This window comes from Pseudomonas sp. TNT3, from assembly GCF_010095445.2.
Lineage (GTDB): Bacteria > Pseudomonadota > Gammaproteobacteria > Pseudomonadales > Pseudomonadaceae > Aquipseudomonas.
Genome location: NZ_WFGV02000015.1, coordinates 66,066 through 90,438 on the forward strand (window position 1 = coordinate 66,066; position 24,373 = coordinate 90,438).

Annotated in this window: 26 protein-coding genes; 14 read left to right on the forward strand and 12 right to left on the reverse strand. The window is 57.4% G+C overall.

Going from position 1 to position 24,373, the window contains the following annotated elements; genetic code table 11:
- Positions 1–185: 185 nt before the first annotated feature.
- The 4 genes from groL to GBC55_RS11690 form a co-directional block, all read right to left on the reverse strand.
- The gene (gene groL / locus GBC55_RS11675) at positions 186–1,829 is read right to left on the reverse strand and encodes a chaperonin GroEL (RefSeq protein ID WP_162439429.1); all 1,644 of its coding nucleotides are present in this window, start codon (positions 1,827–1,829) and stop codon (positions 186–188) included.
- Positions 1,830–1,878: 49 nt separating this feature from the next.
- Positions 1,879–2,172 (reverse strand): co-chaperone GroES, encoded by a 294-nt coding sequence (locus GBC55_RS11680; protein ID WP_054045166.1) that lies wholly within the window; start codon positions 2,170–2,172, stop codon positions 1,879–1,881.
- Positions 2,173–2,418: 246 nt separating this feature from the next.
- Positions 2,419–2,895: an FxsA family protein gene (locus tag GBC55_RS11685; RefSeq protein ID WP_162439428.1), complete on the reverse strand. Its 477-nt coding sequence runs from the start codon at positions 2,893–2,895 to the stop codon at positions 2,419–2,421.
- A gap of 66 nt (positions 2,896–2,961) precedes the next feature.
- A complete protein-coding gene (locus GBC55_RS11690) occupies positions 2,962–3,693 on the reverse strand; it encodes a HugZ family protein (protein ID WP_162439427.1) in 732 nt (243 codons plus the stop codon).
- A 164-nt stretch (positions 3,694–3,857) separates the two neighbouring features.
- Between GBC55_RS11690 and GBC55_RS11695 the strand changes: the two genes are divergently transcribed.
- Positions 3,858–4,616 carry an SDR family oxidoreductase gene (locus tag GBC55_RS11695; RefSeq protein ID WP_162439426.1) on the forward strand — a complete coding sequence of 253 codons (759 nt, stop codon included), beginning with the start codon at positions 3,858–3,860 and terminating at the stop codon, positions 4,614–4,616.
- Positions 4,617–4,773: 157 nt separating this feature from the next.
- Here the strand turns inward: GBC55_RS11695 and apbC are convergent, their stop codons facing one another.
- Positions 4,774–5,868, reverse strand: coding sequence for an iron-sulfur cluster carrier protein ApbC (apbC, locus tag GBC55_RS11700; RefSeq protein WP_162439425.1), 1,095 nt, complete (start codon positions 5,866–5,868; stop codon positions 4,774–4,776).
- 330 nt (positions 5,869–6,198) lie between these two features.
- On the opposite strand from apbC, the gene metG reads away from it, so the two are divergent.
- From metG to GBC55_RS11740, 8 genes are all read left to right on the forward strand, one after another.
- Positions 6,199–8,250: a methionine--tRNA ligase gene (gene metG / locus GBC55_RS11705; protein WP_162439424.1), complete on the forward strand. Its 2,052-nt coding sequence runs from the start codon at positions 6,199–6,201 to the stop codon at positions 8,248–8,250.
- Positions 8,251–8,369: 119 nt separating this feature from the next.
- Positions 8,370–8,939, forward strand: coding sequence for an Rnf-Nqr domain containing protein (locus GBC55_RS11710; protein ID WP_162439423.1), 570 nt, complete (start codon positions 8,370–8,372; stop codon positions 8,937–8,939).
- Positions 8,936–9,946, forward strand: coding sequence for an electron transport complex subunit RsxB (gene rsxB, locus GBC55_RS11715; protein WP_162439422.1), 1,011 nt, complete (start codon positions 8,936–8,938; stop codon positions 9,944–9,946). The genes GBC55_RS11710 and rsxB overlap by 4 nt, the downstream gene beginning before the upstream one ends.
- Positions 9,933–10,925 (forward strand): RnfABCDGE type electron transport complex subunit D, encoded by a 993-nt coding sequence (locus tag GBC55_RS11720; RefSeq protein WP_162439421.1) that lies wholly within the window; start codon positions 9,933–9,935, stop codon positions 10,923–10,925. The genes rsxB and GBC55_RS11720 overlap by 14 nt, the downstream gene beginning before the upstream one ends.
- Positions 10,922–11,533: an RnfABCDGE type electron transport complex subunit G gene (locus GBC55_RS11725; protein ID WP_162439420.1), complete on the forward strand. Its 612-nt coding sequence runs from the start codon at positions 10,922–10,924 to the stop codon at positions 11,531–11,533. Before GBC55_RS11720 ends, GBC55_RS11725 begins: the two co-directional genes overlap by 4 nt.
- On the forward strand, positions 11,526–12,035 hold the full coding sequence (locus tag GBC55_RS11730) for an Rnf-Nqr domain containing protein (protein ID WP_162439419.1): 510 nt from the start codon (positions 11,526–11,528) through the stop codon (positions 12,033–12,035). Before GBC55_RS11725 ends, GBC55_RS11730 begins: the two co-directional genes overlap by 8 nt.
- A gap of 25 nt (positions 12,036–12,060) precedes the next feature.
- The gene (gene nth, locus GBC55_RS11735) at positions 12,061–12,699 is read left to right on the forward strand and encodes an endonuclease III (RefSeq protein WP_162439418.1); all 639 of its coding nucleotides are present in this window, start codon (positions 12,061–12,063) and stop codon (positions 12,697–12,699) included.
- Positions 12,700–12,805: 106 nt separating this feature from the next.
- Complete coding sequence (locus GBC55_RS11740) at positions 12,806–12,985, forward strand: hypothetical protein (RefSeq protein WP_162439417.1); 180 nt, start codon at positions 12,806–12,808, stop codon at positions 12,983–12,985.
- Between the two features lie 66 nt (positions 12,986–13,051).
- Here the strand turns inward: GBC55_RS11740 and GBC55_RS11745 are convergent, their stop codons facing one another.
- Positions 13,052–13,678, reverse strand: coding sequence for a response regulator transcription factor (locus GBC55_RS11745; protein WP_162439416.1), 627 nt, complete (start codon positions 13,676–13,678; stop codon positions 13,052–13,054).
- A 478-nt stretch (positions 13,679–14,156) separates the two neighbouring features.
- Between GBC55_RS11745 and GBC55_RS11750 the strand changes: the two genes are divergently transcribed.
- Positions 14,157–14,777: a hypothetical protein gene (locus GBC55_RS11750; protein WP_162439415.1), complete on the forward strand. Its 621-nt coding sequence runs from the start codon at positions 14,157–14,159 to the stop codon at positions 14,775–14,777.
- Positions 14,778–14,930: 153 nt separating this feature from the next.
- On the opposite strand, the gene GBC55_RS11755 is transcribed toward GBC55_RS11750, so the two are convergent.
- Together GBC55_RS11755 and GBC55_RS11760 are read right to left on the reverse strand one after the other, a co-directional pair.
- Positions 14,931–16,148 carry an argininosuccinate synthase gene (locus GBC55_RS11755; protein ID WP_008155574.1) on the reverse strand — a complete coding sequence of 406 codons (1,218 nt, stop codon included), beginning with the start codon at positions 16,146–16,148 and terminating at the stop codon, positions 14,931–14,933.
- A gap of 129 nt (positions 16,149–16,277) precedes the next feature.
- Positions 16,278–17,198 carry an OmpA family protein gene (locus GBC55_RS11760; protein ID WP_162439414.1) on the reverse strand — a complete coding sequence of 307 codons (921 nt, stop codon included), beginning with the start codon at positions 17,196–17,198 and terminating at the stop codon, positions 16,278–16,280.
- A 159-nt stretch (positions 17,199–17,357) separates the two neighbouring features.
- Between GBC55_RS11760 and pyrC the strand changes: the two genes are divergently transcribed.
- Entirely contained in the window at positions 17,358–18,404 is a 1,047-nt protein-coding gene (gene pyrC, locus GBC55_RS11765; protein ID WP_162439413.1) for a dihydroorotase, read from the forward strand.
- A complete protein-coding gene (gene rnt / locus GBC55_RS11770) occupies positions 18,401–19,078 on the forward strand; it encodes a ribonuclease T (RefSeq protein WP_162439412.1) in 678 nt (225 codons plus the stop codon). Before pyrC ends, rnt begins: the two co-directional genes overlap by 4 nt.
- A 73-nt stretch (positions 19,079–19,151) precedes the next feature.
- On the opposite strand, the gene GBC55_RS11775 is transcribed toward rnt, so the two are convergent.
- Positions 19,152–19,754, reverse strand: coding sequence for a peroxiredoxin (locus tag GBC55_RS11775; RefSeq protein WP_064679479.1), 603 nt, complete (start codon positions 19,752–19,754; stop codon positions 19,152–19,154).
- Positions 19,755–20,056: 302 nt separating this feature from the next.
- Here GBC55_RS11775 and GBC55_RS11780 point away from each other — a divergent pair, with 302 nt between their 5' ends.
- Both GBC55_RS11780 and bfr read left to right on the forward strand, forming a co-directional pair.
- On the forward strand, positions 20,057–20,275 hold the full coding sequence (locus tag GBC55_RS11780; RefSeq protein ID WP_008057530.1) for a bacterioferritin-associated ferredoxin: 219 nt from the start codon (positions 20,057–20,059) through the stop codon (positions 20,273–20,275).
- 199 nt (positions 20,276–20,474) lie between these two features.
- Positions 20,475–20,948 carry a bacterioferritin gene (gene bfr, locus GBC55_RS11785; RefSeq protein ID WP_017340571.1) on the forward strand — a complete coding sequence of 158 codons (474 nt, stop codon included), beginning with the start codon at positions 20,475–20,477 and terminating at the stop codon, positions 20,946–20,948.
- 287 nt (positions 20,949–21,235) lie between these two features.
- Here bfr and grxD read toward each other — a convergent pair whose 3' ends face one another.
- From grxD to GBC55_RS11800, 3 genes are all read right to left on the reverse strand, one after another.
- Positions 21,236–21,577, reverse strand: coding sequence for a Grx4 family monothiol glutaredoxin (gene grxD, locus GBC55_RS11790; protein ID WP_162439411.1), 342 nt, complete (start codon positions 21,575–21,577; stop codon positions 21,236–21,238).
- A gap of 97 nt (positions 21,578–21,674) precedes the next feature.
- Positions 21,675–23,783, reverse strand: coding sequence for a molybdopterin oxidoreductase family protein (locus GBC55_RS11795; RefSeq protein WP_162439410.1), 2,109 nt, complete (start codon positions 23,781–23,783; stop codon positions 21,675–21,677).
- 160 nt (positions 23,784–23,943) lie between these two features.
- Positions 23,944–24,234, reverse strand: a complete 291-nt coding sequence (locus GBC55_RS11800) for a hypothetical protein (protein WP_162439409.1) — start codon at positions 24,232–24,234, stop codon at positions 23,944–23,946.
- Positions 24,235–24,373 lie beyond the last annotated feature (139 nt).

Genomic DNA, 24,373 nt, shown 5'->3' on the forward strand with positions numbered 1-24,373 from the left:
TCCTGCGTCATCGCGGGCAAGCCCGCTCCCACAGGGTGATGCTGATCCTGTGGGAGCGTGGCTTGCCCGCGATGGCCGCGACTCGGTCTCCTCGGCAGACCAGATTGAGGGCATTAAAAAACCCCGCCTGCTTTCGCAGGCGGGGCATTTTTATAGGGTTAAGCTAGTACAGGGGTAAGGCTGGCTTACATCATGCCGCCCATGCCACCCATACCGCCCATGTCTGGCATACCGCCGCCAGCTGGGCCGTCTTCCTTGATCTCGGCGATCATGGCTTCGGTGGTGATCATCAGGCTGGCGATGGAAGCCGCTGCCTGAAGAGCCGAACGAGTCACTTTAGCCGGGTCCAGGATACCCATTTCGATCATGTCGCCGTATTCGCCGGTAGCAGCGTTGTAACCGTAGTTACCCGAACCCTGCTTGACCTTGTCGACAACTACGCTTGGCTCGTCGCCGGAGTTGGCAACGATCTGGCGCAGTGGCGCTTCAACAGCGCGACGCAGCAACTGAATACCAACGTCCTGATCAGCGTTGTCGCCTTTCAGTTCGGAGATTGCCTGCAGAGCGCGAACCAGTGCCACGCCGCCGCCAGGTACCACGCCTTCTTCAACGGCTGCACGGGTAGCGTGCAGGGCGTCTTCAACGCGGGCTTTCTTCTCTTTCATTTCAACTTCGGAACCAGCGCCAACCTTGATTACTGCAACGCCGCCGGACAGCTTGGCCAGACGCTCTTGCAGTTTTTCACGGTCGTAGTCGGAAGAAGTATCAGCCACTTGCTGACGGATCTGCAGAACGCGAGCCTGGATGTCAGCCTCAACGCCGGCACCGTCGATCACGGTGGTGTTTTCTTTCGACAGGATGACGCGCTTGGCATTACCCAGGTGTTCCAGGGTAGTGCTTTCCAGGCTCAGACCGATCTCTTCGGAGATAACGGTACCGCCAGTCAGGACAGCGATGTCCTGCAGCATTGCCTTGCGACGGTCGCCGAAGCCTGGAGCCTTGACGGCTGCGACTTTAACGATGCCACGCATGTTGTTCACAACCAGAGTCGCCAGGGCTTCGCCTTCAACGTCTTCAGCCACGATCAGCAGTGGACGGCCGGCTTTTGCAACGGCTTCCAGTACTGGCAACATTTCGCGGATGTTCGAGATCTTTTTGTCGACCAGCAGGATCAGTGGACCGTCGAGCTCGGCAGTCATGGTCTCTGGCTTGTTGACGAAGTACGGGGACAGGTAGCCACGGTCGAACTGCATGCCTTCAACAACCGACAGTTCGTTTTCCAGGCCCGAGCCTTCTTCAACGGTGATCACGCCTTCTTTACCGACTTTTTCCATGGCTTCGGCAATGATGTCGCCGATGGAGCTGTCGGAGTTGGCCGAGATGGTGCCGACCTGAGCGATTGCCTTGGTGTCAGCGCAAGGCTTGGACAGGGCTTTGAGCTCTTTGACGATAGCGATGGTCGCTTTGTCGATGCCGCGTTTCAGGTCCATCGGGTTCATGCCGGCAGCGACGGCTTTCAGGCCTTCGTTGACGATCGATTGAGCCAGAACGGTAGCGGTGGTGGTGCCGTCGCCTGCGTCATCGTTGGCACGGGAGGCAACGTCTTTGACCAGCTGCGCGCCCATGTTTTCGAAGCGATCTTTCAGCTCGATTTCTTTGGCAACAGAAACGCCGTCCTTGGTGATGGTCGGAGCGCCGAAGCTCTTCTCGATGATCACGTTACGGCCTTTAGGGCCCAGGGTCGCTTTTACTGCGTCAGCCAGGACGTTGACACCGGCGAGCATTTTCTTGCGGGCGGAATCGCCGAATTTAACTTCTTTAGCAGCCATGATCGATATTCCTTAAATACTTTGTAGTAGCGGGAAAATGAGCGGGGAATCAGCCTTCGATAACAGCGAGAATCTCGTTCTCAGCCATTACCAGCAGGTCTTCGCCGTCGACTTTCACAGTGTTGCTGCCGGAGTACGGACCGAACACAACCTTGTCACCCACTTTAACGGCCAGTGCGCGCACTTCACCGTTTTCCAGCACGCGGCCGGTACCGACAGCGAGGATCTCGCCGCTGTTGGCTTTTTCAGCAGCCGAACCTGGCAGGACGATACCGCCAGCGGTTTTCTTTTCTTCTTCGCTGCGACGGATGACGACGCGGTCATGCAGAGGACGAAGCTTCATTGTCGATCTCTCCTAATTGTGGTTTTCATCGGCCGGTGTAGTCCCGGCGGGTTTAACAAATCCGGCGGTGCCGGGTGCGGCTCGACAAGCGAGACGCGGAAGTCTGTCTGGCGTGAATGCCAGAAACCTTGCGGTGACCGTTACATAAGGGCGCATAAGCTTATTACAAGAGCGGGGATCGAAATTTTTTTACCTTGATACCCCGAAAACGAACACGGCACCCGAAGGTGCCGTGCAGTGAAGCGGTTACTTGGGATCGCGGTGTTCGAACTCGCCTTCAATCACGTTCGGCTCGCGGCCCAGAGGCTCGCGGGGGGCCGGACCGCCACGGGATTGCAGGTCATCGGCGAACGCACGCTGCCGGATGGCCTGCTCTTCGGCACGCCGGCGCATTTTATTGGCCAGCAGCCGACGGGAGATCGGCAACAGCATGATCAAGCCCAGCACATCGGTGACGAAACCCGGCAGGATCAACAGGCCACCAGCCAATGCCAGCATCAGCCCTTCGAGCATGGTCTGGGCCGGCAACTCGCCGCGGTTCAGGCTTTCACGAGCGCGCAGCGCAGTGGCCAGACCGGCGATACGCAGCACGAATACACCGAGCATCGAGCCGAGAATGACCAGCAGGAGGGCCGGGAAAAACCCGATCGCTCCGCTGACCTTGACGAATACGAACAGCTCCAACACCGGAAACAGTACAAAGAGCAATAAAAAAGGGCGCATCAAATGGTTCCTCAACGCAAGAATGCCTTGCCAGTGTTCCCTAGATGACGTCGCCGTTTCGTTAATTCAAGCGTCGGCCACTTCATTTTTTGGCCAATGCTCGGCGTGAGCCAGAAAAACCAAGGCTTCGCGCACTTGTGTCGGCGTATTACACGGGGCTTGGAACGGCAGCCAGTAGAGACTTTGACCAATGCGCAGGTGCATGCCTTCCGTATCGATACCTGCCAGCAGCGCCGGTTCTGTGTTCGGCAGGCCTGCCAGTTCAACGTAGTGCGCGATGGCCTTGGTGTGATCGGCATTCATGTGCTCGACCATGCTTACTTCAGCCTTGCCCGCGAACGGGTTGGCCAGGGTCAAATGATCAACCCAGTGGATCGCACCGAAACCGCCGATGTAGCGATGGCGTACGGGTTTGAGCACCCAGAAATCAAAATCGTGAGCCTGGTGATAGTTCCGGGAATCCGGGAAATAGCGATAGTAGCGCTCGGCTGCCGCGTCTATCGCGGTAGCGTCCTCAAGCTTCTCGGCTTCGGCCAGGTAGGTCAGTCGACCCACGGCTTGCACGTCTTCGGCTCCGCGCTCGCCTACAAACAAGGAGCATTTCGGGTCTTTCTGCAGGTTATGCGTGTGCTGGGCAATTCGACTGATCAGGATCAGCGGCCGGCCTTGCTCATCCAAACAGTACGGAACGACAGATCCGAAAGGAAAACCCGGCATGGCCTTGGAGTGGGTCGACAAGACTCCACGGTATTCCTTGAGAAGCAATTCTCGGGCATTCTTGGCCGCTTCAACGCTCAATTTATGACTCCTTATATAGAATCCGTCGAAAAAACGGACAGGCGCCTGGTGATAGTTCCAGCACGCCATCGGGGCAGTTCTCATGTGCAGCCGGGTGTTATCAGGTGCAGATCGAGAGGCCTTCTAGAAATAAGACCACTGCGACCTACTACCGGGGCATGCGAATGCAACTCACTGACAAAGTAATCATTATCACGGGCGGTTGCCAGGGTTTAGGCCGTTCCATGGCCGAGTATTTCGCCGGCAAAGGCGCGAAACTCGCGCTGGTGGACCTGAACCAGGAAAAGCTCGATGACGCCGTCGCCGCGTGCAAGGCCAAGGGCGTTGAAGCCCGCGCCTACCTGTGCAATGTGGCCAACGAAGAGCAGGTTACGCACATGGTCGCTCAGGTGGCTGAAGACTTCGGCGCGATCCATGGCCTGATCAACAACGCCGGGATCCTGCGTGATGGTTTGCTGATCAAGGTGAAAGACGGCGAAATGACCAAGATGACCCTGGCCCAATGGCAGGCCGTGATCGACGTCAACCTGACCGGCGTGTTCCTGTGCACCCGCGAAGTGGCGGCCAAAATGGTCGAGCTCAACAACAGCGGTGCGATCATCAATATTTCGTCGATCTCCCGCGCAGGCAATGTCGGTCAGACCAACTATTCCGCCGCCAAGGCCGGTGTCGCGGCGGCGACCGTGACCTGGGCCAAGGAACTGGCACGCTACGGCATTCGTGTGGCGGGGATTGCGCCGGGCTTTATCGAAACCGAAATGACCTTGGGCATGAAGCCTGAGGCCTTGGAGAAGATGACGGCGGGGATTCCGTTGAAGCGCATGGGCAAGCCGGAAGAGATCGCCCATTCGGCTGCTTACATCTTCGAGAACGACTACTACACCGGTCGGATTCTGGAGATGGATGGCGGGCTGCGTATCTAAAGCCCTCTCAGATCAATGTGGGAGCTACCTGTGGCGAGGGGATTCATCCCCGTTGGACTGCGAAGCAGGCCCCAGTTTTTTGGGGCGGCTGCGCCGCCCAACGGGGATGAATCCCCTCGCCACAGGCAGCTCCCACAGTTGATTGTGTTTCAGGTCATCAATCGTCGCTGATGGTGATGTTCGGCATCGCCGGCGATACCGCTTCCTGCAACACGATCCGCGCGCCGACATGGCGAGCGAGCTCCTGGTAAACCATTGCGATAGGGCTGTCCGGCTCGGCGATTACCGTCGGTTTGCCGCCATCGGCCTGTTCGCGGATCGCCATCGCCAGTGGCAACGACGCCAGCAACTCGACGCCGTACTGGCTGGCCAGTTTCACACCGCCGCCCTCGCCGAACAGATGCTCGGCATGTCCGCAATTGGAGCAGATGTGCACGGCCATGTTTTCCACGACACCCAGCACCGGAATGTTGACCTTGCGGAACATCTCGACGCCTTTGCGTGCGTCGAGCAGCGCCAGGTCTTGCGGTGTAGTGACGATGACGGCACCGGCCACCGGGACCTTCTGCGCGAGGGTCAGCTGGATATCACCGGTGCCTGGCGGCATGTCGATGACCAGATAATCCAGGTCGCCCCATGCGGTCTGGGTGACCAGTTGCAACAGCGCACCGGAGACCATCGGGCCGCGCCAGACCATCGGCGTGTTGTCGTCAGTCAGGAACGCCATGGACATCACTTCGACACCATGGGATTCGATCGGCACAAACCACTTCTGGTCCTTGACCTTTGGTCGGGTGCCTTCAGGGATGCCAAACATGATGCCTTGGCTCGGACCATAGATGTCCGCGTCGAGAATCCCGACCTTGGCGCCTTCGCGGGCCAGGGCCAGGGCCAGGTTTGCAGCGGTGGTGGATTTCCCCACGCCGCCCTTGCCGGAAGCCACGGCCACTACGTTCTTGACGTTGGCCAGGCCCGGGATCTGTGCCTGAGCCTTGTGCGCAGCGATGACACTGGTGATGTCGACACGGGCGCTTGTCACGCCCTCCAGGCCTTCGATGGCCATTTGCAGCATCTGTGCCCAGCCACTTTTGAACAGACCGGCGGCGTAGCCCAGTTCCAGCTGGACGCTGACACGATCACCCTGGACGTCGATGCTGCGCACGCACCCGGCGCTGACCGGGTCCTGGTTCAAATAAGGGTCGGTGTATTGGCGAAGGACGGCTTCCACCGCTGCGCGATTGACGGCGCTCATGGGCAACTCCGATAGCAAGACTGGAAAATCAGGCGGGTATCGTACCTGTTCTGAGCACTGGACGGCATGCCAGACAACATTTGCAGGTGAACACACTTCTGTGGCGAGGGAGCTTGCTCCCGCTGGGTGGCGAAGCCGCCCCATCGATATACGACTGCTGCGCAGCCGAACGGGAGCAAGCTCCCTCGCCACAAAAAACACCCCTGCACCGCACTCATCCGAAACAACAATTTTTTCGGTCAGGGCATTTGGATACAGGCACACGGGGTGAAAAATATGCGCCGGCGCTTTATAGTGGCCGACCTCCGTTTCATCAAGTAGCCGAGCCCCATGTCCGAGCCACGCAAGATCCTCGTCACCAGCGCCCTGCCCTATGCCAATGGTTCGATCCATCTTGGCCACATGCTGGAATATATCCAGACCGATATGTGGGTGCGCTTCCAGAAGCACCGCGGCAACCAATGCATCTATGTCTGCGCCGACGACGCCCACGGTTCGGCCATCATGCTGCGCGCGGAAAAGGAAGGCATCACCCCGGAACAACTGATCGCCAACGTCCAGGCTGAACACAGCGCCGACTTTGCCGAGTTCCTGGTGGACTTCGATAATTTCCACTCCACTCACGCCGAAGAAAACCGTGAGCTGTCGAGTCAGATCTACCTGAAGCTGCGTGACGCCGGTCACATCGCCCAGCGCTCGATCACCCAGTACTTCGACCCGGAAAAGAAAATGTTCCTGGCCGACCGCTTCATCAAGGGCACCTGCCCTAAATGCGGCACGGAAGACCAGTACGGCGACAACTGCGAAAAATGTGGTGCGACCTACGCCCCCACCGACCTGAAAGATCCGAAGTCGGCGATCTCCGGCGCCACTCCGGTGCTGAAGGATTCCCAGCACTTCTTCTTCAAGCTGCCGGACTTCCAGGAAATGCTGCAAGCCTGGACCCGCAGTGGCACCCTGCAAGACGCCGTTGCCAACAAGATCGCCGAATGGCTGGATGCCGGCCTGCAACAGTGGGACATCTCCCGCGATGCGCCGTACTTTGGCTTCGAGATTCCGGACGAGCCCGGCAAATATTTCTACGTCTGGCTGGACGCGCCGATTGGCTACATGGCGAGCTTCAAGAACCTTTGCGCCCGTCGTCCGGACCTGGATTTCGACGCGTTCTGGGCCAAGGACTCGACCGCCGAGCTGTATCACTTCATCGGCAAGGACATCGTCAATTTCCACGCCCTGTTCTGGCCAGCCATGCTCGAAGGCGCGGGTTTGCGCAAGCCGACCGGCATCAACGTGCACGGCTACCTGACCGTCAATGGTCAGAAAATGTCCAAGTCCCGCGGCACCTTCATCAAGGCCCGGACCTACCTGGATCACCTGTCGCCGGAATACCTGCGCTACTACTACGCGGCCAAGCTGGGCCGTGGCGTCGACGACCTGGACCTGAACCTCGAAGACTTCGTGCAGAAGGTCAACTCCGACCTGGTCGGTAAAGTCGTCAACATCGCCAGCCGTTGTGCCGGTTTCATCAATAAAGGCAATGCCGGTGTGCTGGTCGACACCAACGCCGCGCCCGAGCTGACCGATGCGTTCCTGGCCGCAGCGCCAAGCATTGCCGACGCCTATGAAGCCCGCGACTTTGCCCGGGCCATGCGCGAAATCATGGGACTGGCCGACCGCGCCAACGCCTGGATCGCCGACAAGGCTCCGTGGTCGTTGAACAAACAGGAAGGCAAGCAGGAAGAAGTCCAGGCCATCTGCGCCACCGGCATCAACCTGTTCCGCCAGTTGGTGATTTTCCTCAAGCCTGTGCTGCCACTGCTGGCCGCTGACGCCGAGGCGTTCCTGAACGTCGCGCCGCTGACCTGGAACGACCACGCGACCTTGCTCGGCAACCATCAGCTGAACGAGTTCAAGCCGCTGATGACCCGAATCGATCCGGTCAAGGTGCAAGTCATGACCGACGCTTCGAAAGAAGACCTGACGGCCAGCCAGACCGACACCGGCAACGCTGTGCCCGTTGCCGATGGCGAACTGGCCAAGGATCCGCTGTCGCCGGAAATCGATTTCGATGCCTTTGCCGCAGTCGACCTGCGTGTTGCCCTGATCGTAAAAGCCGAACACGTGGAAGGTGCCGACAAGCTGCTGCGCCTGACCCTGGACATCGGTGGGGAGCAACGTAACGTGTTCTCCGGGATCAAGAGTGCTTACCCGGACCCGTCCAAGCTCGACGGTCGCCTGACCATGATGATCGCCAACCTCAAGCCGCGCAAAATGAAGTTCGGCATCTCTGAGGGCATGGTGATGGCCGCCGGTCCTGGCGGTGAAGAAATTTACCTGCTCAGCCCGGACAGCGGCGCCAAGCCAGGTCAGCGCATCAAGTAAGTTTGCGCTACAACCCTATCCCACAGTCGTGCCCGGCGCGCCTGTGGGATTTTCATGTCTGGCCCATACTATTGTTGGAGCTATTGCGCAGCGCATAAAAACGCTTCAGGCAAACGATCATGACCGAGACGCTTCTGACACTCATCAGCGCTGCCCTGATCAACAACTTCGTGTTGCACTGGCCGTTGGGCGTCGATCCACTGTTCGGCGCCCAGCGCCAACAGGTCCATGCACTGGGCATCGCAACGACCAGCCTGATGCTGGTGGTCGGCGTGCTCGGTTATACGCTCTATCAGGGGGTGTTGGTGCCGTTGGAGCTGACATCGTTGAGTCTGTTCGTGTTCCTGTCGCTAAACGTCCTGTTGATAACTCCGCTGCTGACGTTGTTGACGCGACTGCTGCCACAGCTTTCCTTCCAGGGACTTTGGCCACTGGTGCTAGGCAACGCCGGACTCTTGGGGTTAATGCTGATCAACGTTCAGGACGACAAGGGCTTTATCCACGCTACGGCGCTGAGCCTGGGTGCCGGGTTGGGGTTCTGGCTGGTGCTGAGCCTGTTCAGCGATTTGCGCCAACGCACGCTCGATAACGATGTCCCCCTGCCCTTTCGTGGCCTGCCGATCGATCTGATCAGCGCCGGCCTGATTGCAGTGGCTTTTCTCGGATTTACCGGACTGATCAAAACATGAGTCTGATTCAACGCATCGACGCCCTCTTGCCGCAGACCCAATGCGGTAAATGCGGTCATCCCGGATGCAAACCCTACGCCGAAGGCATTGCCGGCGGAGAGTCGATCAACAAATGCCCTCCCGGCGGCAGTGAAACCATCGCGGCCCTGGCCGACCTGTTGAAAGTACCGGTGCTGGAACTGGATACCAGCCGCGGTTCAGCGCCGGCGCAAATTGCTTATATTCGGGAAGCCGAGTGCATCGGTTGCACCAAGTGCATTCAGGCCTGCCCGGTGGATGCGATCGTCGGCGCGGCGAAACTGATGCACACGGTCATCATCGACGAATGCACCGGTTGCGATCTGTGCGTAGCACCTTGCCCGGTGGATTGCATCGAAATGCGTCCGCTGCCGCTGGCGACGGTTGTACCGATTGTCGGCGGGCTGGCTGTCAGCCTTGAAGAACAACGCTCGCGAGCCGTTAAGCGCAATCACGCACGGCGTCGCTTCGAGCAGCGCAATGCCCGTTTGCATCGTGAAGAAGAACAGAAACTGGCCGAGCGTCAGGCCCGTGCGCATCGAACCGCGCCACAGCCCAGCGCCTCGACGCTCGATCCGGTGCAGGCCGCACTGGAACGCGTTCGGGCACAAAAGGCTGCCAACGCCGACGCGGCTCTGAAAAAAGCCAAGATCGATCTGGCCATGAGCCGCGCGCAGTTGAATAAATCACTCAAGGCGTTTGGGCACCCTCCCACCTTCGATCAGCAGTCGCAGTTGATCATCCTGCAGCAGCAATTCGAGGCGGCCGAACAGGCATTGGCAACACTGGAAGACGGTGCAGCGGCCCTGCCGACGCCGGCTCCCCCGGCGAAAAATGCTGAGCTGAATCGGGCAAAAATCCAGTTGGCCATGCGTCGCGCCGAACTAAAGAAGGCGCAATCCAGCGAGTTGCCGCCGGAGCAGATCGAGGCATTGGAACGTGCGCTGAACGAAGCCGAGCGCCTGGTGGACAGCTATGCCACCCCTTGAATCGGTCGACGAGCGTCTGCAGCAGGCCATGAAGCTGGTGTTGCTGGCGACCTTGCCAGGCATGCTGACGATGTTTTTGCTGTATGGCTGGGGCGTACTGATCAATCTGATTCTCGCCGCTGTCACCGCGCTGGCCGTTGAAGCGGTGTGGCTGCAACTGCGCAAGCGCCCGATTTCGGTGAACGTGTGGGACGGTAGCGCGCTGGTCACCGCGACCTTACTGGCGTTGGCGTTGCCGCCTTATTGCCCTTGGTGGCTGACCGTCAGCGCCGCGAGCTTTTCGATGGTGCTCGGCAAGCACCTGTACGGCGGAGTCGGTAGCAATCCGTTTAACCCGGCCATGCTCGGTTTCGCCTTGGTGATGGTGAGCTTTCCTCAACCGATGACCCATTGGCCATCGTCCCACGGTATGGACCTGATGGGCGGTTTGCAGCAGGTCTTCGGCTTCAGCTCCGGCCCGTCACCGGATGCCTGGGTTCAAGCCACCGCACTGGACAACCTGCGCATCAACAAAAGCCTGACCGTGGACGAACTGTTCGCGGGCAACCCTGCGTTCGGTCACTTTGGCGGACGTGGCGTGGAATGGGTCAACCTGGCGTTCCTCGCGGGTGGCGTTTTTCTGCTGCAACGGCGGGTGTTCAGCTGGCATGCGCCTGTCGGCATGCTGGCAAGCCTGTTCGTCATCAGCCTGGTGTGCTGGAACGGCTCGGGCTCTGACTCCAATGGGTCTCCGCTGTTTCACCTGCTCACCGGCGCGACCATGCTGGGCGCTTTCTTCATTGCCACCGAGCCGGTGTCCGGCCCCAAAAGCCCCGGCGCCCGCTTGATGTTCGGTGCGGGTGTGGGACTGTTCACGTACCTGATCCGCACATGGGGCGGTTATCCCGATGGTGTGGCGTTTGCCGTCCTATTGATGAACCTCTGCGTACCGGCGCTGGAGCGACTGGTCACATCGAGACAGGAAAGGATTACGCCGTGAACCGTGCAACGAGTGGTGTGATCCTGGTGTTGATTGCAGGTCTGGGCATGGCTGCGACGTACTTCGCGCAGCATGTCAGCGCCCCGGGGATCGCCGCGCAACAACGCCTGATCGACAGTCGTAACCTGCTGGACATGCTTTCGCCTGACAGCTACGACAATCAACCGCTGGAACTACCGCTCACACTCACCGACCACACATTGGCCAACAGCACGCTGCTGGCTGGCTATCGCGCGACCAAAGCCGGTCAACCGAGCGCCGTATTGCTGCGCAGCCAGACTACCGGTTACGCAGGTACTCTCGAGCTGCTGATCGCCATCGACGTCAATGGCATGTTGCTGGGCGTCAAAACGCTCAAGCAATCCGAAACCTCCGGGCTGGGTGCGCGAATCGCCGAATGGCCGAATGGTTGGCTTCAGGTGTTCTCCGGCCTGTCTCTGGCTGACACCGGCAACAATGGCTGGGCGCTGAAAAAGGATCAGGGGCAATTCGATCAGATAACGGGGGCGACCATCACCTCCCGCGCTGCGATCAATGCGATCCATGATGCGTTGCGTTATTTCGATGAACATCGACAAGCGTTGATCGGGGTTAACAGCCATGAGTAAGACATCGTCACTGCGGAACTCGCTGATGCTCGCGCCATTGATCGGTGCTACGGGCTCGTGGATGACTGCTCTGGGCGTGTGGCTGATGTTTATGGTGGTGACCCTGGCCTTCGGCCTGAGCATGAATGCCGTGAGATCCCGTTTGATGCCTGCGACCCATTTGATGACGGGGGTATTACTGGCGGCGACGCTGACCGGTTGCGCGGAATTTGCCGCACGGGCCTGGTCACTGCAATGGCACCAACACCTCGGAATCTACTCCGGATTGATAGCTCTGCAGTGCGTCATTCTGGACCACTCCGGTTTTTTCCAGAGTGCCTGGCGTGATCGCCTTCGATTGTGCGTCCTGTTCGGCGCATTGATGGTCGGCCTCGGACTGCTGCGTGAACTACTCGGCACGAGCGGGTTGCGGCTAGCCACCCTGGCACCCGGCGGCTTTATCCTGCTCGGATTGCTGATCGCCGCCTGGCAGGCTTGGGCCCGACCGACCTCATCACACTGACCTCCTTCGGGGAAACGTACTGTCCATGAATGCAGCAAAACGGCTGGAAATTTTTCGCAGGCTTCACGAAGACAACCCGGAACCGAAAACTGAACTGGCCTACTCCTCGCCGTTCGAACTGCTGATCGCAGTGATTCTCTCGGCGCAGTCAACCGACGTGGGCGTCAACAAGGCCACCGCCAAACTCTACCCGGTGGCGAATACCCCAGCAGCCATTCATGCGTTGGGTGTCGAGGGGCTGTCGGAGTACATCAAGACCATCGGCCTGTTCAACAGCAAAGCGAAAAATGTGATCGAGACCTGTCGCTTGCTCGTGGAACGTCACGGCGGCGAAGTGCCGCAGACTCGCGAGGAGTTGGAAGCGCTACCAGGGGTGGGTCGCAAGACGGCGAATGTCGTGCTCAATACCGCGTTCCGTCAGCTGACCATGGCCGTAGACACTCATATTTTCCGGGTCAGCAACCGCACCGGCATTGCGCCTGGCAAGAATGTGGTCGAGGTGGAAAACAAACTGATGAAGTTCGTGCCGAAGCAATATTTGCTCGATTCTCACCATTGGCTGATCCTCCATGGCCGCTATGTCTGCCTGGCCCGCAAGCCTCGCTGCGGGAGCTGTCGCATCGAAGATTTGTGCGAATACAAGCACAAGACTTCGGACGATTGAGCCGCTATTGGTTTTATTGATACATCGATTGAAAAAATCTTTTTTACCCGCAGGGAGATTATCGCTATAAGAGGCGCCAACGGCAGTCTTAGCCTGGAGTTAACCTATGAGCACTGGCAAAGAGCAATTGGACGTAGAAGAAGACTTCACAGCCGTTGAAGCCGAAGACGCTGAACCGGTAGTGGAAGTGGCAAAGACCAACCTCAGCAAGCGCCGTACCATCGACAATATGCTGGAGGAGCGCCGACTGCAGAAGCAATTGGCCGATTACGATTTTGACCTATGACACCTAAAAGCCTCCCGAAACGGAGGCTTTTTAACAGGTGCGAAACCTTGATGAACGCGAGATCAATCACACCAGACCATTGCGTTGTGCCAGCTCGATCAGGTCAACCAGTGAGCGAGCATTAAGCTTCAATAGCAGCCGGGTCTTGTACGTGCTGACCGTTTTATTGCTGAGAAACATTCCATCGGCAATCTCCTTGTTGGTTTTACCTCGAGCCAACTGTTGCAACACCATCATTTCTCGTCCGGACAAGCGATCCACCATGTCCGCTTCACTGGCATTTCCCAAACTGGAACGCACGGTGTGCAAGGCCTGGTTCGGAAAGTAGCTGTAACCTGACAACACGGCCTTTATTGCACTAAGCAGCTCAGTAAGATCCTGCTGCTTGCAAACATATCCTGCGGCGCCAGACTGCATGCAACGCATTGAAAAATGCCCCGGAGCCTGCGACGTTAAAATCAGGACTTTAATCGGCATTGCTGTCGATACCAGGCGCGCGATAACTTCAAGTCCGTCCAACTTTGGTATATGGATATCCAGAATGACAATATCCGGCATATGGTCACGAGCCAGCTGCAATGCATCCACGCCATTATCGGTTTCGGCAACGACCTCGTAGCCATGACGCTCCATCAGCATACGTACCGCAAGACGAATGACGGGGTGATCATCCACGATCAGCACTTTATTCATGGGCAAGTCCAATTTCGCTGTTCGAATTTTTAGAACCAGCACAATAGCCTAGTCGTTTCGCCCATGGCATGGCATGCCCCCCGCTCGCCTGCACCGAGAGACGCTTCCTACAAATTTTAAAGATTTATCCTACAAAAAAACCTTCTGAACAGCCCCTCTGAAGTATAAATAGTCTCCTAATATTTCTTTTTTTTATAGTTTTTGTATCTATTCACAACAACAAACATACTAACAAAAACGCGAGTTGCCAATGCAATATTGACCTCACAATAGATTACGATAAAGAAGCCGGAGTTCCTGGATAATCATATCTCATACTAAAATTACCGCACCCCGCAAATCACCCCATTCGACACCACCCAACGACTACTATAAAAAAAATAATCCATTCTAAAATCAAAGCGCCAGTTGATTCACTGCACCGTTCTAAAAAACCATTAACCCATCGAGAAAAAGATAAAACAAATGAGAAAAAATTATGGACAAACTCAAACAGCGAATAACCAACCCCATGACAGTTATCGCCATATTCGCAACACTGTCTGAAACATCAGCGGCTATCTCTCTGCCCTTTCTCGACGATTCGGAACGAGAGATTTATGTCTGGTTTCTAATCAGTTTCCCTTTTTATTTACTGCTGCTGTTCTTCGCCACGCTAAATTTCAACTACCGCTCACTCTATGCGCCTGCCGACTTTGAAAAGAGCAAACATTTCCTGAAAGTCATGGGCAACGAGCGCTCGCAGACGCGCGAAGCCAAAGCGCCAAGCGAGGCAGGTTTGCACATACCCCAACCGATGGAGCATTACATTCGTTTTCCCAAGCGTCTCAAGGATCTCTATATCGTCGACGTGCGGGGGGTCAGTAAAAAAGCTGTCATCAACGCTTCAGTGGAGAACATTCAGGACGAACCGGGAAAACCAGCCCGTGCAATCGTATTCATCACGTGTGCGGATTCGGAGGTTTTGCTGAAAGCGAGTGCGCTCGATAATTTCAAGCACGTAAAAAAAAGCAGCACGTTCTGCGCTTCTTTCAATTTGAGCTCAAATGACCTGACGATCATGGAACAAAACTGTCCCTTGGCTCATGGCAACCAATAGCCTTGAGACACAACCAGAGAGATAAAACGGGAAGGAATTGGAAAGCGCACGAGAAAACGCAGCGCATTCAAATGGAACATTTCTTTTTTCGACTGTGTGGCCTTGTCGATGACAAGGCCACACATCACTGCGCGGGGTGAACGCTCAAAGGGCTCAGAAAAGCTTCCGGCCCTTGTTCGCGGCAATGCGCATGCGCAACGCATTGAGCTTGATAAAGCCCGCCGCGTCCGCCTGGTTGTAGGCACCGCCGTCTTCTTCGAAGGTCGCAATGTTGGCATCGAACAACGATTCGTCGGACTTGCGACCTGTAACGATCACATTACCTTTGTACAGCTTCAGACGTACAACACCGTTCACGTGTGCCTGGGAGGCATCGATCATCTGTTGCAGCATCAGGCGCTCAGGGCTCCACCAGTAACCGGTGTAGATCAGGCTCGCGTACTTTGGCATCAGCTCGTCTTTGAGGTGAGCCACTTCACGGTCCAGCGTGATCGATTCGATCGCACGGTGAGCGCGCAGCATGATGGTGCCGCCCGGGGTTTCGTAGCAGCCACGGGACTTCATGCCCACGTAACGGTTTTCCACGATATCCAGACGGCCGATACCGTGCTCGCCACCGATTTTGTTGAGGGTCGCCAGAACGGTGGCCGGGGTCATCTCGACGCCGTCCAGTGCAACGATGTCGCCATTGCGGTAGGTCAGTTCCAGGTACTGAGCCTTGTCAGGAGCCTTCTCCGGGGAGACGGTCCACTTCCACATGTCTTCTTCGTGCTCGGTCCAGGTGTCTTCCAGCACGCCGCCTTCATAGGAGATGTGCAGCAGGTTGGCGTCCATCGAGTACGGGGATTTCTTCTTGCCGTGACGCTCGATCGGAATATTGTGCTTCTCGGCATAATCCATCAGCTTCTCGCGGGACAGCAGGTCCCACTCACGCCAAGGGGCAATCACTTTCACACCTGGTTTCAAGGCGTAAGCGCCCAGTTCGAAACGAACCTGGTCGTTACCCTTGCCGGTAGCACCATGGGAGATAGCGTCAGCGCCGGTTTCGTTGGCGATTTCGATCAGGCGTTTGGCAATCAACGGACGAGCGATGGAAGTACCCAACAGGTACTCGCCTTCGTAAACGGTGTTGGCGCGGAACATCGGGAAAACGAAATCACGCACGAACTCTTCGCGCAAATCGTCGATGTAGATCTCTTTGACGCCCATGGCCTGAGCCTTGGCGCGTGCAGGTTCGACCTCTTCGCCCTGACCCAGGTCAGCGGTGAACGTCACCACTTCACAGTTATAAGTATCCTGCAGCCACTTGAGGATCACCGAAGTGTCCAGGCCGCCGGAATACGCCAGAACGACCTTGTTTACGTCCGCCATGCCATCACTCCACGGGGTTCTACGGAAAGCCGTCGAGTCTACCGGTCATGCGCAATAATTTACAGAGGCGCGACAGCTTATGACGACGAAGCGACAGATTCTGTCGAGAGCGCGACGATGACCGGCAAGTCAGGATGTTGCAGACGTACTGCCGGGCGCAGTGATTTGGGGAGCGACTTGCGGCGTGGCCTTCTCCGTGGGCGCCACCCTTTCGAGGCGCACGGCAACCCGGCGATTCTTCGCGCGGTTAGCGGCACTGTTGTTAGGGGCCACAGGATAACGTTCGCCATGAAAGCGCATGGTGATCTGCGATTCCTGAACGCCATTGGCCTTGAAGAACTCCATGACCGCCAGGGCACGACGTCGCGAGAGGTCACGGTTGGTCAGGCGATTGCCACTGTTGTCGGAGTGACCGTCCAGTTCGATGTGATTGACCGTCGGATCAGCCTTCATGAACTCCAGCATCACCTGCAACTGGGCCTTGGCTCGCGCGTCCAGGTCCAGGCCTTCGCCGGAAAAACCTACCTGGGACTGCCGGATCTGTTCAAAATTCTTCGGCAGCAGCTTGGCCACACAGCTCTGGTATTCATTGAACGCCTGGCTGAACCTGACCGGCAGCAGTCGCACTTCCGATACCCGGCCATCGCCTGATGAATGCCGGATCACCGGGCTTCGGCCGTCCAGCAAGCCGCTGATCAAACGCCCGGCCTGTACCTGCGAAGTGTCAAACAAAACGTTGCCACTCCCGATGCGCACAGACCCCAGGTTGATATCGCCACGGCCCGGCTGCCAGGGCGCGGCGGCAGCCAGCAAGGTCGCCGAACCGCCGCCAATCATGGCGTTGAAGGCCGTCAGACGAAAAGTCGCCTGTTCTCCAGCACGGCGGACGAATCCACCAGCGCCGAAGTCGGTAATCGGTTGAGTCAGACGACATTCGAACTTGTCCCCTTCGACCGTCCACTCGATGCTCTCCAGGCGCGTCTGGAAAGTGAGCGCCATGGCAGGAACGCTGGCAAACACACTGAGCAAGGCTAAATAACGCTGGCGCACGGGAGGCTCCACTGGCTTCTACAACAAAAAGACCGACACAGACTTGTTTACGGCATACCTGTTGGATATCGGAAGCTTGCGGCAAAACTTGATAGCGAGTGCCTGGAAGAGTCTTTTCCGGTAGCATTCCCCTCAGTTTGACCCGCCTGGAATCCCCTCATGTCCGACCGCCTGACCCTGCTGCGTCCCGACGACTGGCATATTCATCTTCGCGATGGTGCCGTGTTGACCAATACCGTCGCGGATGTCGCGCGCACCTTTGGTCGCGCCATCATCATGCCCAACCTGGTTCCTCCGGTACGCAACGCTGCTGAAGCCGATGGCTATCGCCAGCGAATTCTGGCCGCACGTCCGGCCGGTAGCCGTTTCGAACCGCTGATGGTTCTCTACCTGACCGACCGCACCCAGCCCGAAGAAATTCGCGAGGCCAAGGCCAGCGGATTTGTTCACGCCGCCAAGCTGTACCCGGCCGGCGCGACCACCAACTCGGATTCTGGCGTCACCAGCATCGACAAGATTTTCCCTGCGATAGAGGCCATGGCCGAAGTCGGGATGCCCTTGCTGATTCACGGTGAAGTCACCCGCGGTGACGTCGACGTCTTTGACCGCGAGAAGATCTTCATCGACGAGCACATGCGTCGTGTGGTCGAGCGCTTCCCGACGCTCAAGGTAGTGTTTGAACACATCACTACCGCGGACGCCGTGCAGTTCGTCAACGAGGCCTCGGCCAACGTCGGCGCGACCATCACTGCTCATCACCTGCTGTACAACCGCAACCACATGCTGGTTGGCGGGATTCGCCCGCACTTCTACTGCCTGCCGATTCTCAAGCGCAATACCCACCAGGAAGCCCTGCTCGACGCCGCCACCAGCGGCAGCGAAAAGTTCTTCCTCGGCACTGATTCGGCGCCGCATGCCCAGCACGCGAAAGAAGCCGCTTGCGGCTGTGCAGGTTGCTACACCGCTTATGCAGCGATCGAGATGTACGCCGAAGCGTTCGAGCAACGCAACGCGCTGGACAAGCTCGAAGCCTTTGCCAGTCTGAACGGCCCGCGCTTCTACGGCCTGCCGGTCAATACCGATCGCATTACCCTGGTCCGTGATGAATGGACCGCCCCTACCAGCCTGCCATTTGGCGAGCTGACCGTTATCCCGCTGCGCGCCGGTGAAAAACTGCGCTGGCGCCTGCTGGAGGAACACGCGTGAGTGAAGACCATTTCGACGACGAACAGGACGGTCAAGGTGGCGGAGGTGGTTCGCGCCACCCAATGGCTGCTCGCTTCCGTGGATACCTGCCAGTTGTTGTCGACGTTGAAACCGGTGGTTTCAACTCTGCCACTGACGCCTTGCTGGAAATCGCTGCAACAACCATCGGCATGGACGAAAAGGGCTTTGTTTATCCCGACCACACCTACTTCTTCCGTGTAGAGCCTTTTGAAGGCGCGAACATTGAAGCGGCGGCGCTGGAATTTACCGGGATCAAACTCGATCATCCGCTGCGCATGGCTGTCAGCGAAGAAGCTGCACTGACCGATATTTTCCGCGGCATCCGCAAGGCGTTGAAAGCCAACGGTTGCAAACGGGCGATCCTGGTCGGTCACAACAGCTCTTTCGACCTGGGCTTTCTCAACGCTGCGGTAGCGCGCCTGGACATGAAACGTAACCCGTTTCATCCGTTCTCCAGCTTCGATACTGCAACGCTTGCAGGCCTGGCCTACGGTCAAACCGTGCTCGCCAAGGCCTGCCAGGCCGCTGACATCGATTTCGACGGTCGCGAGGCCCACTCGGCCCGCTACGACACCGAAAAGACAGCCGAGCTGTTCTGCGGCATCGTCAATCGCTGGAAGCAAATGGGTGGCTGGGAAGATTTCAACGACTGATTGCTGTTGCTGATTTATCCGCCCACAAAAAAACCGGCCTCAGAGGCCGGTTTTTTTATGCCAGAAACGCGCCTTACAGGGCAGCCGCGTTTTCGGTCAGGTAAGCCGCGACGCCTTCGGTCGAAGCGGTCATGCCTTTGTCGCCTTTTTTCCAGTTGGCAGGGCAAACTTCGCCGTGCTCTTCGTGGAATTGCAGAGCGTCGACCAGACGGATCAGCTCTTCAATGTTACGGCCCAGCGGCAGGTCGTTGATGATCTGCGAGCGGACAACGCCTTTGTCGTCGATCAGGAACGCGCCACGGAAAGCCACGCCGCCTTCGGATTCAACGTCGTAAGCCTTGGCGATTTCGTGCTTCAGGTCGGCAGCCATGGTGTAACGAACTTCGCCGATACCACCGTTGTTCACCGGGGTGTTGCGCCAGGCGTTGTGGGTGAAGTGCGAGTCGATCGACACGGCGATCACTTCAACGTTGCGTGCCTTGAAGTCAGACATGCGGTTGTCCAGAGCGATCAGCTCGGACGGGCAAACGAAGGTGAAGTCCAGCGGGTAGAAGAACACCAGGCCGTATTTGCCTTTGATGGCCGACGACAGGGTAAAGCTGTCGACGATTTCGCCATTGCCGAGTACAGCCGGTACGGTGAAGTCAGGGGCTTGTTTGCCTACGAGTACGCTCATTGAATATCTCCTGGTGTAAAAACGTGAAGTTCCGGGTTTGCGCCAGCCTGCCACCTTCAGGCGACAGCCCTGTGACACGAACCCGCTTCATAAGGACCGGCCATCATACACTGCGTTTTTGACCTGTCCTCAACGGATTTTTCAACGCTGCCAAATTGCTTCTGCGTGAAAAATGCTATAGCCAACCGTTCGTCAGGGATGGGCGCTTATAACGCGAAGCTTTCAGAAACCACTTTGACAATCATTCTCGTTAACATTAAGATCCATCGCAATTGAGTCACAACCAGCGACGGTTATCACTTATGTATGTCTGCCTCTGCACTGGCGTCACCGACGGACAAATTCGCGATGCAATCTATGAAGGTTGCTGCAGCTACAAGGAAGTCCGCCAGGCTACCGGCGTAGCCAGTCAATGCGGTAAATGCGCCTGCCTTGCCAAGGAGGTGGTGCGTGAAACCCTGACCAAATTGCAAACGGCACAGGCCGCGATACCTTTCCCTGTAGAATTTACTGCCGCTTAAAACACCCTATTTAAAGAACCGGACTTGATGTCCGGTTTTTTTATGCCTGCAAATCAATCGCTTAGGCGCCAGACGCGGAACACAAACATTCTTATTCCGATTAATTTTCACTTAACTTTCAATAACTTAGGTTTGACACTCTTAATAACGCGGCTCAAACTCTGCCGTATAGACAGTTAATAAAGGGCAGGACCCCATCATGAAAGGCGACATTACAGTCATCCAGCATCTCAACAAGATCCTTGCCAATGAGCTGGTCGCGATCAATCAATATTTCCTGCATGCGCGCATGTACGAAGATTGGGGCCTGAACAAGCTCGGCAAGCACGAGTACCACGAATCCATCGACGAGATGAAGCACGCGGACAAGCTGATCAAGCGCATCCTGTTCCTTGAAGGCCTGCCGAACGTCCAGGACCTGGGTAAGCTGCAGATCGGCGAGCACACCCAGGAAATGCTTGAGTGCGACCTGCGTATCGAACGTACCGGTCACGCTGATCTGAAAGTAGCGATTGCTCACTGCGAAACCGTAGGTGACTTCGGTAGCCGTGAACTGCTCGAAGATATCCTTGAGTCTGAAGAAGAACATATCGACTGGCTGGAAACCCAACTGGGCCTGATCGATAAAGTGGGTCTTGAGAACTATCTGCAATCGCAGATGGGCGAAGAGTAATTAGCGCCCGCTAATCTCAAGACAACAAAAAAGCCCCGCTCTCTTTTACAGAGGCGGGGCTTTTTTTATTACACGATCCTATGTAGGAGCGAGCTTGCTCGCGATGGACGTGAGGCACCGCGTGCATCCAGACAGGACGCGTTATCGTTGACGACCATCGCGAGCAAGCTCGCTCCTACAGGTGACTTGTGGTCTCTGCTGAATGTGAAAAACCCCCGAAACCGTAAGGTACGAGGGCTTTTCGATACAGGGGTTTCGGATTTAACCGACACCGGTATTCAGACCAATCAGGCTTCAGTCTTGTTCGCAGCAGCTGCTTCGACAGCAGCCTTGATAGTGCTCTGCAACGAACCGTCCGCAGCCATCTCGGTCATGATATCGCTACCGCCGACCAGCTCACCACCGACCCACAGTTGCGGGAAGGTTGGCCAGTTGGCGTATTTTGGCAGGTTGGTACGGATTTCCGGGTTCTGCAGGATGTCCACGTAGGCGAACTTTTCACCACATGCCATCACAGCCTGTGCAGCTTTTGCGGAGAAGCCACACTGGGGGGCATTCGGCGAGCCTTTCATGTAAAGCAGAATGGTGTTGTTAGCAATCTGCTCTTTAATCGTTTCGATGATATCCATGGAGCACCTCGGCTGAACTTTCCGACTCAGAGGTCGGCACGGTGGCGCATTGTAACGGAAACCCGAGCGCTATGCTCGGTCTCCCCGACAGACACGATCACGCCGCCACCACGGTCACCGGCACCCCGTTGAGCGCCGCATTACCCGACAATTCGTCGAGCTGGCATTCATCAGTCAGGTCATTGGCGCTGGAGCCTGGCTGACCACTGGCGATTGTCATCTGCACGCCCGGCCGCGCATGCCCCCACCCGTGGGGCAGGCTGACCACGCCTTTCATCATGTCCAGGCTGGCAACCACTTCCACTTCGATGACCCCGACCCGAGAACCGACACGCACGCGCTGACCGTCGTCAAGGCCGCGGCTGGCGAGATCCTCAGGGTGCATGAGCAGTTGATGACGCGGCTTGCCTTTCACCAGTCGGTGATAGTTGTGCATCCACGAGTTGTTGCTGCGCACGTGACGCCGGCCAATCATCAACAACTCATCGGGAGCAGGCGCCTGCAAGGCTGCAAAGCGTACCAGGTCCGAGAGAATCGCTGGAGGCGCGGCCTGAACACGCTGATTGGCAGTTTTCAAACGCGGCGCCAGGTTGGATTTCAGGGCACCCAGATCGATACCGTGAGGGTGATCGAACAAAGTCGCCAGCGACAACTTATGCGGCGACGCATCGCCATACGCCCCCATCCGCAAGCCCCGATCAATCATCTGGGCCGGCGCAATGGTCGGTTTCAGCTCCTTGCCGGTCTTGCTGGCAAAGGCCTTGGCCAACCCGACGAAGATTTCCCAATCGTGCAAAGCACCTTCAGGCTTGGCGAGAATGGCGCGATTGAACCGACTGACATTGCGCACGGCGAACATGTTGAACGTCGTGTCGTAATGATCGTTTTCCAGGGCCGAGGTGGAGGGCAGGATCAGGTCGGCATAGCGTGTGGTTTCATTGATGTACAGGTCAATGCTGACCATGAACTCCAGCCCGTCCAGCGCCTGCTCCAATTGCCGGCCATTGGGCGTGGACAATACCGGATTGCCCGCCACCGTGATCAGCGCGCGTACTTGCCCTTCCCCTTCGGTAAGCATTTCTTCGGCCAAGGCCGACACCGGCAGCTCGCCAGCGTACTCCGGACGCCCGGAGACACGGCTTTGCCACAGATTGAAATGCCCTCCCGACGTAGATGCCACCAGATCCACGGCTGGTTCGGTGCAGAGCGCACCACCGACCCGATCAAGATTACCGGTGACCAGATTGATCAATTGCACAAGCCAATGGCACAACGTGCCGAACGCCTGGGTCGACACGCCCATGCGTCCATAGCAAACAGCCGTAGGTGCCGCAGCAAAATCGCGAGCCAGCTGCCGGATCTGCTCGGCCGGCACCGCGCACAGCGGGCTCATGGCCTCGGCGGTGAACCGGCTGACCGCCTCACGCACTTCATCCAGACCGTCCACCGGCAGATGGCTTTCGCAGTCCAGCCCTTCGGCAAACAAGGTGTTGAGCAACCCGAACAACAACGCCGCATCGCCACCGGGACGCACGAACAGATGCTGATCGGCCATCGCCGCCGTTTCGCTGCGACGCGGATCGACCACCACCACTTTGCCGCCCCGTGCCTGAATAGCCTTCAGGCGTTTTTCCACATCCGGCACGGTCATGATGCTGCCATTGGACGCCAGCGGATTGCCGCCAAGGATCAACATGAAATCGGTGTGATCGATGTCCGGGATCGGCAACAGCAAGCCATGGCCGTACATCAAATGGCTGGTGAGGTGATGCGGTAACTGGTCCACCGACGTCGCGGAAAACCGGTTTCGGGTTTTCAACAGCCCGAGAAAGTAATTGCTATGGGTCATCAACCCGTAGTTGTGGACGCTGGGGTTGCCTTGGTAGACCGCCACCGCATTCTGCCCGTGACGCGCCTGAATCGCGGCAAGGCGCTCGGCGATCAGGTTGAAGGCATCTTCCCACTCGATGGGCTGCCATTCACTTCCCACACGTTGCATCGGCTGATGCAGGCGGTCCGGATCGTTCTGGATATCCTGCAGCGCAACGGCCTTGGGACAGATGTGACCGCGACTGAACGTGTCCTGCGCATCCCCCTTGATCGAGGTAATCTGCACGCCGGCGCCGTCAACGTCGGTGGTTTCGATGGTCAGGCCGCAAATGGCCTCACACAGGTGGCACGCACGGTGATGGAGAGTCTTGGTCATGGCCAGTCTCTGTTTTGTTCTGAGCGGGCAATAACGGCCGCGGGAACAAAACTATGGCGCCAGACCCGCGAGTGCGCCAGCGACGTTCGTCTTGTGAATCGGCGGCCATCAGGCCAGCCGATGAGCGCCACTGATCAGCGCGACTGACCCTTCATGCAGATCAGTTCGGTGGAAGCCTGGGGGGTGCCTGCAGCTGGATCTCCTGGACGGTCTCGATCTGCTCCTGGGCGACATGCACCCCCGTGAGTTCACCGATCAGGCGCCAATGCTCGTCCAGTCCGGTACTGATGGTGGCCATGCGATCGATCATGCGCCTGCCGGCTGCTTTTGTGACTTCGTCATGGCTGCGCATCAACTCGAAGGACATCGAGGTCATAGAGGCCGTGAGATGGGTCAGTGAGCGGGCCGTGAGGCTGAGTAATTCCATTAATTGCTGTTCTTTCGATTCCATTCCGGAAGCTTCCTGCGTCGCTCGAAAGGTAGTTATAACCCAGCACTTTGCTTTAGCAAATGTTTCAGACGAGACACAGGCTCCATACGCCTTGCCGAATGACAGGTCGCAAACCGACCGGCGATGCCCCTCTGCCCGC